We start from the raw sequence: 16,101 nt of genomic DNA, 5'->3' as shown, positions 1-16,101 counted from the left end.
TAAGTCCTTAGCGCGACTGCAAAAGATCCTTGACGGCTTCGAAGCCCCGCTGTGCACCTTCCGGCGCGGTGCCGGACCCCTGCGCCATGTCCGGCTTGCCGCCGCCGCGACCATTGACGTATTCGCCGAGGCGCTTGACGATGTCCCCAGCTTTCACTCCCTGGTCCACCGCCTTGCCCGTAGCGGCGGCAATGAACGGGAACTTACCCTTATCCACTGCACCGAGCACGATGACAGCGGCTGTGTCCTTCATGCGGTTGCGGATATCGGTGGCCACGGTGCGCAGGTCGCCGCCCGAGGTGCCATCGGGAAGCTGCAGCGTAATTGTCTTGATCCCATTGACCTCGGTAGCCGAGTCAATGATTTCAGAGGCGCGCGCGGTCAACTGTGCCTTGCGCAGGCCCTCAATTTCCTTCTCTGCGGCCTTGAGTCGCTCCGAAAGCTGCGAAATGCGCTCTGGGAGTTCCTCAGACTGCACCTTCAACTCACGGGAAACACCTTCTACCAGCGCGGTTTCCTTGGAGTAGTATCGGAAGGCATCCATGCCGGAGTAAGCCTCAATGCGGCGGGCACCGGAGCCTACCGAGGACTCACCAAGCACGGAAACGGGGCCGATTTCTGCCGAGGAACCTACGTGGGTGCCGCCGCAGAGCTCGATGGAAAATGGTCCGCCGATTTCCACCACGCGCACCTGGTTGCCGTAGTTTTCACCGAACAGGGCCATAGCGCCCATTGCCTTGGCCTCTTCCAGCGAGGTCTCGATGGTGTTGACGGCCATATTGGAATCGATCGCCTGGTTGGTAATCAGGGCGATTTCTTCCATTTGCTCCTGGCTCAACTGCTCGGTGTAGTTGAAGTCGAAGCGCAGGTAGCCCGGGCGGTTAAGCGAGCCTGCCTGCACCGCCGTGGGCCCCAGCACCTGTCGCAGGGCTGCGTGAATGAGGTGGGTGGCCGAGTGCGCCTGGGTTGCACCGTGGCGCCACTTCTCATCGACGGAAGCCTCGACGGACATGCCGAGGTCTAGTCCGCCGGCGGTAACGGAAGCCTTGTGTACCCACAGCTTCTTGCCAATCTTCTGGACGTCATTGACCTCCAAGAGCGATTCGCCCGCAGAAATGCGGCCGCGGTCAGCCATCTGTCCGCCGGACTCAGCGTAGAGCGGCGAGTGGTCCAAAATGACCTCAACCTCATCGCCCTCGTGCACCTCGTTGACCTTCTGGCCGTCTTTGACCAGACCGATGACGTTTGCACCCGAGACCAGTTCCTCATAACCAGTGAATACGGTGGGGTTATTATCCACCCAGTCGCGGTACAAGGAAAGGTCAGTGTGGCCGTGCTTCTTAGCCTGGTTATCGGCCTTGGCGCGGCGGCGCTGCTCGCCCATGGCGGCGTTAAAGCCTTCCATGTCCACGTCAAGGCCGGCTTCCTGCGCCATTTCCAGGGTGAGGTCGATGGGGAAACCGTAGGTATCGTGCAGCTCAAAGGCCTTATCACCGGAGAGCACCTTTTGGGTCTTCGCGCGGTGGGTGGAGCGCAGGTCATCCACGGCTTCATCGAAAAGCTTGGTGCCAGACTCCAGCGTCTTCAAAAACGCCTTTTCCTCATTGATGGCCACGCGGAGGATGCGCTCGCGGTTATCCGCAATCTCAGGATACGACGGGGTCATGGTGTCCATGACCGTATTCATGAAGCGCTCCATGGTGGCGTCCTCGGCTCCGAGCAGCTTTGCTGAGCGAATGATGCGGCGCAACAGGCGGCGCAGGATATAGCCCCTGCCCTCATTACCTGGCGTAACGCCATCCAAGATGAGCATCATGCCGGTGCGCGAGTGGTCAGCCACCACGCGGAAGCGAATATTATCCTGGTGCGTTGCCTTCTCGCCGTAGGTGGCGCCGGTCAGCTCCTCGGCAACGTCAATAACTGGCCGCAACAGGTCGGTCTCGTAGACGTTGTCTACTCCCTGCAACAGGCAGGCGACGCGCTCGATACCCAAACCGGTATCGATGTTTTTCTTCGGCAGCTCTCCGACGATCTCAAAATCGCCTTTTCCGGTCCCCTCGCCGCGCTCATTTTGCATGAACACGAGGTTCCAGATCTCCATGTAGCGGTTATCGTCTGCGATCGGGCCGCCGTCTTTGCCGTATTCGGGCCCGCGATCGTAATAAATTTCCGAGCAAGGACCACACGGACCCGGCACGCCCATGGACCAGTAGTTATCTTCCATGCCAAGGCGCTGGATGCGCTCTTCTGGCACGCCGATCTTATCGCGCCAGATTTCCGCTGCCTCATCGTCATCGAGGTACACGGTGACCCACAGGCGCTCTGGGTCAAGGCCAAACCCGCCGTCTGCTACATCTTTGGTCAGCAGGTTCCATGCATTGGAAATGGCGCCTTCCTTGAAGTACTGGCCAAAGGAGAAGTTACCCGCCATTTGGAAGAAGGTGTTGTGGCGGGTGGTAATGCCCACCTCCTCAATATCCAAGGTGCGCACACACTTTTGGATAGAGGTGGCAAGGCCTTGGGAAAATGGTGGGGTCTGCTGGCCCAAGAAATAGGGCTTGAAGGGCACCATGCCCGCGTTAACGAAAAGCAGGTTAGGGTCATCCAGGATCAAAGAGGCGCTGGGGACAACCTCGTGACCAGAATTGACGAAGTGCTGGGTAAACCGTTCCCGGATCTCATGAGTCTTCACGAGCAATAATCCTAACTGTCTAAGCTTTTATCTTCCATCAAGAAGCTTTCTAACCCACCCAACTTTACCTACTGGTTGGCAGGTCTTGCCCATCGGTGGGGCCAAAACCAGCCAAGCCGGCTTGCACTTATCGTCGCTTCCCGCGAAGTATCCTGCGCAAACGGCCAATATAGTCAAAGATTCGCTTCTCAGCGCCGTGCTCGGTGGGCTCGTAATATACTGTGCCCTCGAGCTCATCGGGCAAGTATTGTTGCTCCACTACCCCGCGCGGATCATCGTGAGGATAGGAATACCCCGTCGCATTGCCCAGCCGCTTGGCACCCTCATAGTGACCATCGCGCAGGTGCGGCGGCACGTGGCCGACTTTGCCGGCGGCGACATCGGCCTGCGCCTTAGTGATGGCAGCGATAACGGACGGTGATTTCGGCGCCGTTGCAAGGTGAATCGTGGCCTGCGCCAGTGGAATGCGTGCTTCCGGCAAGCCGATCAGTTGCGCCGCCTCTGCGGCAGCAACGGCGACTTGCAAGGCGGTGGGATCTGCCATGCCAATATCTTCTGAGGCATGAACCATCAGGCGGCGGGCAATAAACCGGGGATCCTCGCCGGCCTCGACCATGCGCGCTAAATAGTGCAGCGCGGCATCGACATCGGAGCCTCGGATGGACTTGATGAAGGCGGAGGTCACGTCGTAGTGCTGATCGCCGTCGCGGTCATAGCGCACCACCGCCCGATTCACGTTATCCGTAATCGTGGTCGCAGTGATCTCGCCGCCATCATCAACTGCTTCCGCGGCCGCTTCGAGGTAGGTCAGGCTGCGCCGGGCGTCACCGCCAGAGAGCACGACGAGCTGACTTAACGCCTCATCAGTAATGGTTAAGTCGCGCTCCCCTAGTCCCCGGTCGCTTTCTAACGCGCGGCGCGCTACGCCCTTGAGGTCCTCTTCGCTCAGCGAGTGCAGTTGCAGTAGAAGCGAGCGGGAAAGCAACGGCGAGACGACCGAGAAGGATGGGTTTTCGGTCGTCGCAGCGACGAGCAGCACCGTCCGGTTTTCCACCGCTGCCAGCAAGGCGTCCTGCTGGGTTTTGGAGAAGCGGTGAACCTCATCGATAAAAAGCACTGTCCTGCGGCCGTGGATGAGTTCCTGCCGGGCATGGGTAATGACTTCGCGCACCTGCTTCACCCCTGAATCGAGGGCGGAGAGACCAACAAAGTTTTGGCCCATCTGGCTCGCGATGAGCGAGGCAATCGTCGTCTTGCCGGTCCCAGGGGGACCATACAAAATGACCGAGGCTTCGCCGGAGCCTTCGACTAGGCGGCGCAGCGGCTTGCCCGGGGCAAGAAGGTGGTCTTGCCCCACAACCTCTTCTAGGGTTTGTGGGCGCATGCGGGCGGCCAAGGGCGAGCCGGAGTGCGTGGCAAAGAGATTGGCCGTGGGAAAAGACGATGACGAGCCATCGCCTCCCATAGTGCCGCCGGCATTGGGAGAGGCGCCGAAGAGAGAATCCTGGCTCATGTGGTTTTAGCTCCCCAGAAAGGTGTAGTGATTAGTCGTCGTGGACGCAGCGGGCAACGATGGTGCCAAATTCCGCGATTGCCGTACATGGTGCGGTTCCGCACTGGGCGGCGTAGCGCGCGAGCGCGTCGAAGGTTTCATAGAGGTCTTGGCGCACCAAAACTTCGTCCTCATTAAAAGGCCCGCTTTCCGGCGAGCGCAGGATCGAACGCTTTGGGTCATGGACAATCTCCGCGTCGCCGCTAGCAAGGGCAACCAATCCCTCAATTCCCCCGGCGTGCATCGTGGTCACGCTCGACAAGGCCCAGCCGATGAGGGAAGCGACGATAAGCCCGTGCAGTTCGTCTTCATCGGCAAAGCGCGGCCACACCTCAGATACCTCACGCGACCATGCTGCGAGGAATGTATCTGCTTCCTTATCCGTAATGGGCTTAGAAAACAGGAACTGCGGGAAGCCCGCGATAACGCAGGCGACGTCAAAGCCCACGTTCCGGAAGCCGGCCCATTCATAGTCCAAGAAGTGCAGGCGCTTGGAAACGATGATGTTATCCGGCGATAGATCGAAGGGAGTAAAGGCCCTATCCTTGCCTGAGGCGAGGGATTCAGCGGCTTGATCGGCCAAGCTTCGGAAACTATCCGGGGCTTTGAGTCCCGCCTCATCAAGCAGGTTGAGCCCAATGCCGATGGAGCGATACAAGGATTGATCGCGCACGGATTGGTGGTCCGCATATTCCGGGTTATGCCGCAAGGTGCGGTTGAGTAGGGTCTCGAAATCCTGCTCATGATCTGCGGTTCCTACGTGAATATGCCCCAATGCCGTGCCCAAAGAGCGCAGGATCCGAATGCGATCCTCATCGGAGGATTCTAAAAGCACATCCGCGAGCGTTTCGGCCTCGCCCAAATCCGTCAACACGATGATGCGCCGGTCTAAATCGTGTGCGAGCAGCACGGGTCCAGGGCGCACGTCTTCAGCTAAGGCGGTGGTGAATTGGTAGGCCACGACCTCCCGCAGCATCGCTGCGTCATCAACGCCGTAGCCGGTTACTGGATTGTATTTGATAACCACAGAGCGATGCGGCAAAAAGGCGCTAGGGGCAACCTTCGCGCGCAGAACTAAGGCATTGCCGGACCCGCCTAAATCCTCAACGTCCGACATTTCTGGCGTGCCACCAAAGCGGCGCGACAACATTTCCGATGCGGCACTAATGACCTCATCGGTCGAAAGCAATGTCTGTGTATCAACCATAGTTCTATCCAGTATGCCCTCCACCACAAAGCGGGGCTACACCCTTGCCGCACAAATTTCCGCTGCGGCGAAGGCGCACGCCCCGCTTAACCTGAAAATGGTGTCGTGATAGCGAGCCTAAGGAACTAGTTCTCCTGCCCCTTGTTCGCGGCCTTTTCCTCTTCGCCGCTTCCCTTCTTCTCCGGCTTGAAGTCCACGCCGGTTTCCTTGCGCTGTGCGGCAGGGATGGGCGCGGGGGCATCGGTTAGCGGATCCACGCCGCCACCGGACTTCGGGAAGGCAATAACGTCGCGGATGGAGTCAAAGCCGCCCAAAAGGGAAACGATGCGGTCCCAGCCAAAGGCGATGCCGCCGTGTGGAGGTGCGCCGTAAGAGAAGGCGTCAAGCAAGAAGCCGAACTTCTCCTGCGCTTCCTCATCGCCGATGCCCATCACCTCGAAGACGCGCTTTTGGACGTCTTCTTGGTGGATACGGATGGAACCGCCGCCGATCTCGTTGCCGTTGCACACGATGTCGTAGGCGTACGCCGTGGCCTCGCCCGGGTTCTCATCGAAGGAATCGATCCACTCCGGCTTCGGCGAGGTGAAGGCGTGGTGAACCGCGGTCCACTTGGAGTGGCCCAAGGCCACGTCGCCGGAAGCGGTGGCATCGGCAGAAGGCTCGAAAAGCGGGGCATCAACGACCCAGGTAAAGGCCCAGTCGCCATCCTTGATGAGGTCGAGCTTCTTGGCGATTTCACCGCGGGCCGCCCCCAGCAGCGCGCGGGAAGACTTGGTATCTCCGGCAGCGAAGAAGATGGCGTCACCGGGCTTTGCACCAACGTGCTCGGCGATGCCCTCGCGCTCTGCGTCGGTGATGTTCTTGGCCACTGGCCCACCCAGGGTGCCGTCTTCTGCGACGGTAATATAGGCAAGGCCCTTGGCACCGCGCTGCTTGGCCCAGTCCTGCCATGCATCGAACTGGCGGCGCGGCTGCGATGCACCGCCGTCCATGACTACGGCACCGACGTATTCGTTCTGGAATACGCGGAAGGTGGTGTCCTTGAAGAACTCCGTGCACTCGACAATCTTGATGTCGAAACGCAGGTCCGGCTTATCGGAGCCGTAGTACTTCATAGCATCGGCATAGGTCATGCGCGGGATTGGGGTTTTAATGTCGTAGCCGATGAGCTTCCACAGCTCTTTGACAATCTCTTCACCAAGCGCGATGACATCGTCTTGATCCACGAAGGACATCTCTACGTCCAGTTGGGTAAATTCCGGCTGGCGGTCTGCGCGGAAGTCCTCATCGCGGTAGCACCGTGCAATCTGGTAGTAGCGCTCCATGCCGGCCACCATCAGCAACTGCTTGAATAGCTGCGGCGACTGCGGCAGCGCGTACCAAGAACCCGGCTTCAGACGGGCAGGGACCAAAAAGTCGCGCGCGCCCTCTGGGGTGGAGCGGGTCAAGGTAGGGGTTTCGATTTCGGCGAAGTCGTGCTTATCCAGCACGTTACGGGCCGCGCGGTTGGCAGCGGAGCGCAGGCGCAATGCCTTTGCCTGGCGCTCGCGGCGCAGATCCAAGTAGCGGTACTTCAGGCGGGTCTCCTCGCCTACCTCGCCAGAGGCAGAGGGATCATCGATCTGGAAGGGCAGCGCTGCGGATTTGTTGAGCACCTCCAGGTCGGTCACGTTGACCTCGATGTCTCCAGAAGGCAGGTTCGGGTTTTCGGAGCCTTCTGGGCGCGGCTCCACCACGCCGGTTACCTTGACGCAGTATTCCGAACGCAGGTCGTGGGCGCGCTCTGCCACATCGGATTCACGGAAGACTACCTGGGCAATGCCGGAACGATCGCGCAGGTCAATGAAGATGACGCCGCCGTGGTCACGGCGACGAGAGACCCAACCGGTTAGGGTTACGGTCTCTTCTGCCAGTTCTTTGCGGAGCTCACCGGCCAAATGGGTACGCAGCACTATAATTCAATCCCTTCTGAAATGGAGTTACTTGCGGGTCCAGCCACGCGTAAACAGCGCGCGCCCAACCAAGCACAAGACTAGGAACTTGGCCAATTCTACATCCCACCGCCACTTTCGCCCCTATTAAGCCCACTTAAGCCACCGCGCAGGCAAGCAGCCCCGGCACCGCTAACCCCGCCGGGAATAAATGGCCTCGCTGCGCACTGCCGCGGCCGAAAAGGTGTGGCACTATCTAGACATGACCTTTAAATCTGTTGCCGATTTCGATGGCCAGCGCGCAACCTCCGGCGGTGGCGGTGGCCTCGCCATAGGCGGCGGCATTGGTTCCGTCGTGCTTGTAGGGCTCTACCTCTTATTGGGAGGAAACCCCTCAGATATTGGCGCCCTCCTGGGCAATGAACAGTCACAATCCGGCACCCAGTCTGGCGCCGATGATTCTGCCTTCGATCACTGTCAAACGGCAGAAGACGGCAATAAATACGACGACTGCCGAGTCATGTTTACCGCCATGAGCGTGGACAATGTGTGGACCGCCGAGCTGCCCGAGCAAGCCGGCATCGAATACACCAACCCTGGCCGGGTTATTTTCAATGGCTCCACCAATTCCGGTTGCGGCACTGCGTCTTCAGCCACTGGCCCGTTTTATTGCCCCGCCGACCAATCGGCGTATTTTGACACCACGTTTTTCGATTCGCTGAGCAACTATGGTGCACACAATGCCCCGTTCGCGCAGATGTACATCGTCGCCCACGAGTTTGGCCACCACATTCAGCAACTCGAGGGCACGCTGCAGCTTTCTGACTATAACGACCCCGGCGCGGATTCAAACGCGGTAAAGATCGAGCTCCAGGCAGATTGCTACGCGGGGATTTGGGCCTCTCACGCGGATAAGGGCGAGGATGCTCTGCTTGAGCCGATTTCCCAACAGCAAGTTGCGGATGCGGTCACCGCGGCGCAGGCTGTGGGTGACGATAATATTCAGCGCCGTTCCACCGGACAGGTTCAGCCCGATGCGTGGACGCACGGGTCTTCTGAGCAACGCCAGCAGGCTTTCCTTGCTGGTTATAATTCTGGCCGGATGGCTGAGTGCGACACCTTGGGGCGCGGGGTCTATAGCTAACTCCCGGCCCTTCTTTACCCCGCTGGGAATAATCTCCCCCTTCCTTGTTGTTGACATGTCACGTACAATGATTTTAGGTACGCAACAAGGGTAGAAAGGGATATCATGCAATTTGGCATTTTTACGGTTGGAGACGTCACCACCGATCCAACGACGGGCGAATCCCCGTCTGAGGCGGAGCGAATCCGCAATATTACGGAAATCGCGCTCAAGGCAGAAGAAGTAGGCCTCGATGTCTTCGCCACCGGCGAGCACCACAATCCGCCCTTCGTTCCGTCTTCTCCGACAACCCATCTAGCCTATATCGCAGCGCAGACCGAGCGCTTGCAGCTTTCTACCTCCACGACGCTGATTACCACCAATGATCCGGTAAAGATCGCGGAAGATTACGCTTTTTTACAGCACCTCTCCGGCGGCCGCGTGGACCTGATGATGGGGCGCGGCAACACTGGCCCCGTCTACCCGTGGTTTGGCAAAGATATCCGCCAAGGCATCCCGTTGGCCGTGGAAAATTACCACCTGCTGCGCCGCCTGTGGCGGGAAAATAGCGTCAACTGGGAGGGCAAATTCCGCACTCCGTTGCAGGCGTTTACCTCTACCCCGGCTCCCCTTGATGGCGTCCCGCCGTTCGTATGGCACGGTTCCATTCGCTCTACGCAGATTGCCGAACAAGCCGCCTATTACGGCGACGGGTTCTTCCACAATAATATTTTCTGGAATCAAGAACACACGGCCAAGATGGTCAATATATATCGACGCCGCTTTGCATCCTATGGCCACGGCCAAGCCGACCAAGCCATCGTGGGGCTCGGCGGCCAGGTATTTATTGGCGATACTGAAGAGGAAGCAAAGAAGTTCTTCCGCCCGTACTTCGATAACGCCCCCGTGTACGGGCACGGACCGAGCCTGGAGGAATTTACTGATTACACCCCGCTGACCGTGGGCACTGCGGAGCAGGTTATTGAGCGCACCCTGAAATTTGCGGACTATGTGGGCGATTACCAACGCCAGCTTTTCCTCGTTGATCACGCGGGCTTGCCGCAAGAAGTGGTGCTCAAGCAGATAGAAATTCTTGGCACGCAAGTCGTCCCGGAGCTCCGACGGCGCTTTGAGCAGCGACGACCAGACCATGTACCCTCAGACCCACCAACGCATGCCACGCTCAAGCAGCACCCAGATTCCCCACACTTTCGCGTAAGCCCTGGAAAGGAGGACTAAACAATGCGATCTTTGGTTGTCCTCACGGCCGGGCTCTCGGAGCCTTCGTCTACCCGGCAATTAGCTGAGACTATTGCAGAAGCCACCGAAGCGAAGATTTCCGCACGCGGTGAAGGCGTGACCACCCACATCATTGAGGTGCGCACCCTTGCTCCTGAGTTGGCCACGGCCATGACCAATTGGGCGGCCCCGACGCCCCAATTAGATGAAGCAAAAGAGATGCTTTCTACGGCCGATGGCTTTATTGCCGTCACGCCTGCCTTCCAAGGCAGCTATTCCGGGCTGTTCAAGATGTTTTTTGATGTCTTGGATGCGCACGCCTTGGAGGAGCTGCCCACTATCTTGGCCGCTACGGGCGGTTCACCGCGCCACGCGCTCATCTTGGACTATGCGCTGCGCCCCCTGTTGAATTACCTGCACGCCCACGTCGTTCCGACCGGCATTTTTCAGGCAACTGAGGATCTGGGGACCGCCGAGGGCACGCGCATTCGCAGCCGTATCGAGCGTGCCGCCACGCAGCTTGCGGATCAGATGATCCGCCCCACGGATCGGGTCGCCGGGCTTGCCGATGCCCCCAAGCCCGGCCCCCATTCCCGCCCTACTGGAATCGGAACGGACGAGGAATTCCTGCCGTTTGAGCAGATTTTGTCCCAATACGACGGAAAGCACTAGCGCCACAATACCTGTCGCATATTCTAAAATTGATACATCTCACATATTTCTCTACGCTTGAATTTTAGAATGTTCGACCTGAATCCCCGCGCCTGAGAAAATCTCTTTTTCATGCTCTTGGACTGTTAACTCTCTTGCAACGAAGAAAGGTTTCTTAAGGCTTTCACCATGACTATTAGCGTTACTGACATTTTCGCCATCGGCATCGGTCCATCCTCTTCGCACACGGTGGGACCAATGCGCGCCGCGAAGCAATTTCTAGCATCCCTCGATACCCACCCCACCCGCGTATCCGCAGAGCTGCGCGGTTCGCTTGCCGCCACGGGGCGTGGCCACGCATCCGACCGCGCCGTCATTCTGGGACTCGCCGGCTGGGAGCCGCTGACCGTTCCCATCGATGCCGAGCCTCAAGCCGGCGGCATAATCCCCAGCGAAGGCACCATTTCTGGCCCTTCTGGCACCGTCGACTACGAAATTTCCTTTGAGAACGAGCCACTGCCCCAGCACCCCAATGGCATGATCTTCCAGGCCTGGGACGCAGATGGCAACACCCTTGCTGAAGATGAACAGTACTTCTCCGTCGGCGGGGGCTTCATCCTCTCCCGCAAAGAGCTAGATGCAGAGGTAGCCGATAGCCACGAAGTGCCCGCCGGCGTTGCCGCAGCAACCGTAGAAGACACCGTGCCTTACGAGTTCACCACCGGCGAAGAGTTGCTCAATCTCTGCGAGGCCAACGACAAAGATATTTGGGAAATTGTCCTCGCCAATGAGGAAGTACTCCATAAAGACGAAGGCGGCGCGGATTACGTTTTGCGCCACTTGGACCTCGTATGGGACATCATGCGCGAATGCGTGACCGATGGCATTTCCACCAAGGGCCTCTTGCCCGGTGGCCTCCGCGTGCCGCGGCGCGCTCCCAAGATGTATGCGCAGCTGCTCGAGCAGAAAAATGACCCACACTCCGGTTTTTCCGCCATGGAATGGGTCAACCTCTTCGCCTTAGCGGTCAACGAGCAAAACGCTGCGGGCGGCCGCGTTATTACCGCGCCCACCAACGGCGCCTGCGGCATTATTCCTGCCGTGCTGCATTATGCGCGTGATTTCCACGGTGACTTCTGCCGAGAATCCGCACGCCGATACCTGCTCACCGCCGGGGCAATCGGCATGATCATCAAACAGAATGCCTCCATTTCCGGCGCCGAGGTCGGCTGCCAGGGCGAAGTCGGCTCCGCCTCATCCATGTCCGCTGCAGGAATGGCAGCACTCCTCGGCGCTACGCCTGCCCAGGTAGAAAATGCCGCAGAGATCGCCCTTGAGCACAATCTCGGCCTTACCTGTGACCCGGTAGGCGGCCTGGTGCAGATCCCTTGTATCGAGCGCAATGCCATCGGCGCAGTGAAATCCATTAACGCCGCTCGCATGGCAATGATGGGCGAAGGAACCCACCACGTCACCCTCGATAACGCAGTACAAACCATGGCAGATACGGGCCGCGATATGCTCTCCAAGTACAAGGAGACCTCCCTCGGCGGCTTGGCCAAGACGATGGGCTTTAGCGTCTCCCAGGTGGAGTGCTAAGAAGGGTCGAAAACACACAAAAAGGGCACCAAATTTCTTCGGTGCCCTTTTTCTTTAAGCCTACTCTTAGCCTTCTAGATCCTGCCCCAGAGTGGCAACCAGCTGCGATAACTCAACATCGCGCTGCTCGTGTGCGGCCAAGTCCTTCACGGCAACGGTACCGTTTTCTAGTTCTTGTTCTCCCAAGACCAGAGCAAATCGCGCACCTGCGCGGTCGGCGCCCTTCATCGCACCCTTGAGGCCGCGATCGCCAAAGGACATATCCGCGGCGATTCCTGCCTTGCGCAGGTCATTGATGATGCCAGTCATGCGGCGCTTGGCCGCTGTACCCAAGGCAATTCCATAGACGTCCACGCGGGAATCACTGCCTTCCAGAGTGATTCCCTCCGCTTCTAGGGCGAGGATGGCGCGGTCAACGCCGAGGCCATAGCCGATGCCCGAGAGATCTTGCCCGCCAAGCTGCGCCATCAGGCCGTCGTAGCGGCCGCCGCCGCCAATACCGGATTGCGCACCCAGGCCATCGTGGACGAATTCAAAGCAAGTCTTGGTGTAGTAGTCCAAGCCGCGCACCATACGGGGGTTGATTTCGTATGCAACGCCCATATCCTCCAGCATGCCGGTGACGGTCTCAAAGTGCTCGCGGCACTCGGCATCGAGGTAGTCGAGCATCAAGGGGGCATCGGCAAGCTGCTCCTGCATTTCCGGGCGCTTATCGTCCAAGACGCGCAAAGGGTTGATTTCCGCGCGGCGGCGGGTTTCTTCATCTAGGTCCAGCTTGAACAAGAATTCCTGCAGCTTTTCGCGGTAGGCGGGCCGGCAATTCCGGTCGCCCAAGCTGGTCAATTCCAAGCGGAAACCGCTAAGACCCAAGGCCCTGTAGGAGCGATCCGCCAAGGCGATGACCTCAGCATCCAATGCTGGATCGTCGACGCCAATGGCTTCCACGCCAACCTGCTGAAGCTGGCGGTAGCGCCCTGCCTGCGGGCGCTCATAGCGGAAGAACGGCCCGCTGTAGTTTAGCTTCACTGGCAGCTGACCGCGATCCAAATTGTGTTGAATGACCGAGCGCATAACGCCCGCCGTTCCCTCTGGGCGCAAGGTCACAGAGCGATCACCGCGATCTGCAAAGGTGTACATCTCCTTGGAGACCACGTCGGTAGATTCGCCCACGCCGCGGGCAAAGAGCGCGGTATCTTCAAAAATGGGCAATTCAATGTGCTGAAAGCCGGAAAGATGCGCCTGTTCCACCATGGTCTGGCGGACCTTATAAAAAGTCGCAGACTCTGGTGGGTAATACTCTGGCACACCCTTCGGTGCGGACAGTGCCTGGAACCGCTTCTCTTCACTCATGGTCACTAGAGTACCCCATGGGATTTTCGCAGGAATGGGTTGGTCGCCCTCTCCTGACGCATGGTTGAGGTTGGGCCGTGGCCGGGAAGAATGTCCAGCTCATCGTCTAAATCCCACACCGGCCCCGCCAATGAATCCAGCATGGCCTGTGGATTAGAATCCGGAAGATCAACGCGCCCCATTCCCCCGGCAAAAAGTACGTCACCGGTAAGGGCAAAAGTATCCGAAATGATCAATACACACCCCGGCGAATGGCCAGGGGCGTGCTGGAGGGTGAATGTATGCCCGATTAGCTCTAGTTCTTCCCCACCGTGGAGTTCGCGGAGATCGGCAATGGGTACCATGCTCGAGGCTTGGAATAGCTCCTGTGCCTGGGCGGAGACACCCTCCCCAGAATCCAACATGAACCTATCTGCGGGGTGAATATAAACGGGGATATCGAGCTTCTGCGCCAAATCCCCGGCCTCGCGGGTGTGGTCAATGTGGCCGTGCGTGAGCACGATAGCTTCATAGTCATAGTCGTGCGATATAACCTGCGACATGGAATCCATGCCCGGATCCACGATGAAGGCGCGCTTTCCCTCCGCCGCGATATAGGTATTCGTGCGAAATGGGCCCGCAGTAAATCCTTTAATGTCCATGGCTCAAGTCTAACGAGGCTCGCACCCATCGCGCCTCCCTGATCGCATCGGCACTCTGGATTCTAGTACGAAGCAAGCATGTAAAAAGCACCCAGCCTTCGCGCCCACAGCCACGGAGGGTTGTGGGAAAGGCTGGGTGCTGGATTTAATGAGCCTGCCGGCTTAAAGCTTTACTGCAAGGCGGCAAGAGCCTTGTCGTAGTCCGGCTCAGTGGTTACCTCTGGCACCAACTCGTTGTAGATGACCTTGTGGTCAGCGTCGGTGACTACAACGGAGCGTGCCAATAGGCCCTTGAGTGGGGAGCCTTGCAAGGTCACGCCGAACTTCTCGCCAAAATCGGAGCGGAAATCGGACGCGGTGTCCACGTTTTCAATGCCCTCTGCGGCGCAGAAACGATCCAGCGCGAAGGGTAGGTCGCGGGAGACGGACAAGACAACGGTATTGTCTAGGCCCGCAGCCTTTTCATTAAAGGTGCGCAGCTGCTGCTGGCACACGCCCGTATCGATGGAAGGGAAAATCGAGATAACGAGGCGCTTGCCCTCGAAATCCTTATTGGTGACCTCAGAAAGGTCGGTGCCAACGAGGGTGAACTCTGGGATGGGCTCCCCTACTGCGGGAAGTTCACCAGCGGTTTGGGTAGGTTCGTCAGAAAATTTAACTTCAGCCATGGCCCCGAGCGTACTGATACTTTTGCTTCCCCGCTATAGCTCACCGCTTATTGCTGATGCCAATCCCCGAGCCAAGTCAGCCCCACGTCCGCAAAGCCGCTAAAATCGTCCTAGTTGAGACACGTCACCGATAATCGCTAGAAAGGTTGTCCCACGGTGCCAGATAATAAAAAGCGCGGAGAAGACGCGCTGCACAAGCTCGACCGCGAGCTAAAGTCCCGTGACCGCAAACAAAAGACTCGTCCTTTTGGTGTCGCCTTAGCCTCGCTCGTCGTCATCCTCGGCATCGCGGGAGGAATTTACTTCCTCTCCACCCGCGATGGCTCTGAGGGCGACATCCAGGCGGAAGATACCTCGGAAGCTCAGACCACGCAGGAAACCCCCAAGGCGGAGCCCTTGAGCGGCAAGCGCGCGGAAGCCCTGCCGGCAACCGTTCAGTGCGAGTATGAGGACAATGGGCAGGATGGCCACGGTGCCAAGAAGCCCGACGGCAAGGATATTTCCACCGAGGGCACTGTCACCGTATCCTTCGATACCACCCAGGGCCCGATCGAGATGGACCTAGACCGCGCCACCGCGCCTTGCACCACCCACGCCATTTCGGAACTGGCTGACTCCGGCTTCTACGATGACACCGTCTGCCACCGCATGACCTCTGGTGGCTTGAATGTGCTCCAATGCGGCGATCCCACCGGTTCCGGTTCCGGCGGCCCAGGCTTCAGCTTTGCTGATGAATACCCCACCGATGAAACTGATGACGAGGACGCACAAAACCCCGTTGTCTACCCCCGCGGCTCCGTTGCTATGGCCAATAGCGGTCCGGATACCAACGGCTCCCAGTTCTTCCTTAACTACGATGACTCGGAGTTACCTCCTAACTACACCTACTTCGGCACCATCACCGAAGATGGCTTAAAGACCCTAGACAAGATTGCCAAGGCCGGCGTAGACACCGGTAATCAAGGTGACAATCCAGGCGGCCAGAAGGATGGCAAGCCTGCAGAAGAGGTAAAGATCAAAAAGGCTACGGTAAAGGCCTAGTCTGCGGCATCGGCGCTTGCCGATGCCTCCCTCCATTCCCTCTACCTTTTCCTCACCCCAGCGCAACGCACGAACTAAATCGTGGCGTGGCGCTGGGGCATTTTCATATCCGATGCTTTGCCTTGACCACCCTCCTACCTGCACGTAACTCCAGAAAGCACATCCTTTCTATACTCTCCATCTGGATTAATCACCCCCTTCAAACACCCCCATTCCTTATTGATAATGTTTTTTATTAAACTCAGCTTGGGTAATTCAGACAGTCACGCAGCCGTCTAATATCTAAAAAATTTGAACACCACAAGCTTGATAGGAAACACAATGAAGCTTTTGGACCTGACCCCCAGATGGTGGACACCTTGAAACCAGCATCTCGCTGGGGAAGTGAGGTACCTTTCCACCATGCC

The 16,101-nt window shown here is 58.4% G+C and carries 12 protein-coding genes; 5 read left to right on the top strand and 7 right to left on the bottom strand.

From position 1 onward, the window contains the following. Nucleotides 1–7: 7 nt before the first annotated feature. The 4 genes from alaS to aspS form a co-directional block, all read right to left on the bottom strand. Complete coding sequence (gene alaS, locus ABRP86_RS10060; RefSeq protein WP_349853745.1) at nt 8–2,692, bottom strand: alanine--tRNA ligase; 2,685 nt, start codon at nt 2,690–2,692, stop codon at nt 8–10. 127 nt (nt 2,693–2,819) lie between these two features. Continuing rightward, the gene (locus ABRP86_RS10055; protein ID WP_349853747.1) at nt 2,820–4,205 is read right to left on the bottom strand and encodes a replication-associated recombination protein A; all 1,386 of its coding nucleotides are present in this window, start codon (nt 4,203–4,205) and stop codon (nt 2,820–2,822) included. 31 nt (nt 4,206–4,236) lie between these two features. After that, nucleotides 4,237–5,451 carry a phosphotransferase family protein gene (locus ABRP86_RS10050; RefSeq protein WP_349864086.1) on the bottom strand — a complete coding sequence of 405 codons (1,215 nt, stop codon included), beginning with the start codon at nt 5,449–5,451 and terminating at the stop codon, nt 4,237–4,239. 125 nt (nt 5,452–5,576) lie between these two features. Next, on the bottom strand, nt 5,577–7,403 hold the full coding sequence (gene aspS, locus ABRP86_RS10045) for an aspartate--tRNA ligase (protein WP_349853749.1): 1,827 nt from the start codon (nt 7,401–7,403) through the stop codon (nt 5,577–5,579). A gap of 241 nt (nt 7,404–7,644) precedes the next feature. Here aspS and ypfJ point away from each other — a divergent pair, with 241 nt between their 5' ends. The 4 genes from ypfJ to ABRP86_RS10025 all read left to right on the top strand — a co-directional run bounded on the left by ypfJ (nt 7,645) and on the right by ABRP86_RS10025 (nt 11,994). Then, nucleotides 7,645–8,526 carry a KPN_02809 family neutral zinc metallopeptidase gene (gene ypfJ / locus ABRP86_RS10040; RefSeq protein ID WP_349853751.1) on the top strand — a complete coding sequence of 294 codons (882 nt, stop codon included), beginning with the start codon at nt 7,645–7,647 and terminating at the stop codon, nt 8,524–8,526. A 105-nt stretch (nt 8,527–8,631) separates the two neighbouring features. Then, nucleotides 8,632–9,744 carry an LLM class flavin-dependent oxidoreductase gene (locus ABRP86_RS10035; protein ID WP_349853753.1) on the top strand — a complete coding sequence of 371 codons (1,113 nt, stop codon included), beginning with the start codon at nt 8,632–8,634 and terminating at the stop codon, nt 9,742–9,744. 3 nt (nt 9,745–9,747) lie between these two features. Next, nucleotides 9,748–10,416: an FMN reductase gene (locus tag ABRP86_RS10030; RefSeq protein WP_349853754.1), complete on the top strand. Its 669-nt coding sequence runs from the start codon at nt 9,748–9,750 to the stop codon at nt 10,414–10,416. Nucleotides 10,417–10,584: 168 nt separating this feature from the next. Continuing rightward, nucleotides 10,585–11,994, top strand: a complete 1,410-nt coding sequence (locus tag ABRP86_RS10025) for an L-serine ammonia-lyase (RefSeq protein ID WP_349864083.1) — start codon at nt 10,585–10,587, stop codon at nt 11,992–11,994. A gap of 66 nt (nt 11,995–12,060) precedes the next feature. On the opposite strand, the gene hisS is transcribed toward ABRP86_RS10025, so the two are convergent. The 3 genes from hisS to tpx all read right to left on the bottom strand — a co-directional run bounded on the left by hisS (nt 12,061) and on the right by tpx (nt 14,653). Further along, a complete protein-coding gene (gene hisS / locus ABRP86_RS10020; RefSeq protein WP_349853757.1) occupies nt 12,061–13,344 on the bottom strand; it encodes a histidine--tRNA ligase in 1,284 nt (427 codons plus the stop codon). 5 nt (nt 13,345–13,349) lie between these two features. After that, nucleotides 13,350–13,985, bottom strand: coding sequence for an MBL fold metallo-hydrolase (locus tag ABRP86_RS10015; RefSeq protein WP_349853759.1), 636 nt, complete (start codon nt 13,983–13,985; stop codon nt 13,350–13,352). A gap of 170 nt (nt 13,986–14,155) precedes the next feature. Beyond that, on the bottom strand, nt 14,156–14,653 hold the full coding sequence (tpx, locus tag ABRP86_RS10010) for a thiol peroxidase (protein ID WP_023022567.1): 498 nt from the start codon (nt 14,651–14,653) through the stop codon (nt 14,156–14,158). A gap of 156 nt (nt 14,654–14,809) precedes the next feature. Here tpx and ABRP86_RS10005 point away from each other — a divergent pair, with 156 nt between their 5' ends. After that, complete coding sequence (locus ABRP86_RS10005) at nt 14,810–15,694, top strand: peptidylprolyl isomerase (protein WP_023022569.1); 885 nt, start codon at nt 14,810–14,812, stop codon at nt 15,692–15,694. Nucleotides 15,695–16,101 lie beyond the last annotated feature (407 nt).

It is taken from the genome of Corynebacterium sp. KPL3927 (assembly GCF_040225835.1).
GTDB lineage: Bacteria > Actinomycetota > Actinomycetes > Mycobacteriales > Mycobacteriaceae > Corynebacterium.
Note: the sequence above shows the minus strand (reverse complement) of the source record. Positions and strands in the feature narration are given on the sequence as shown.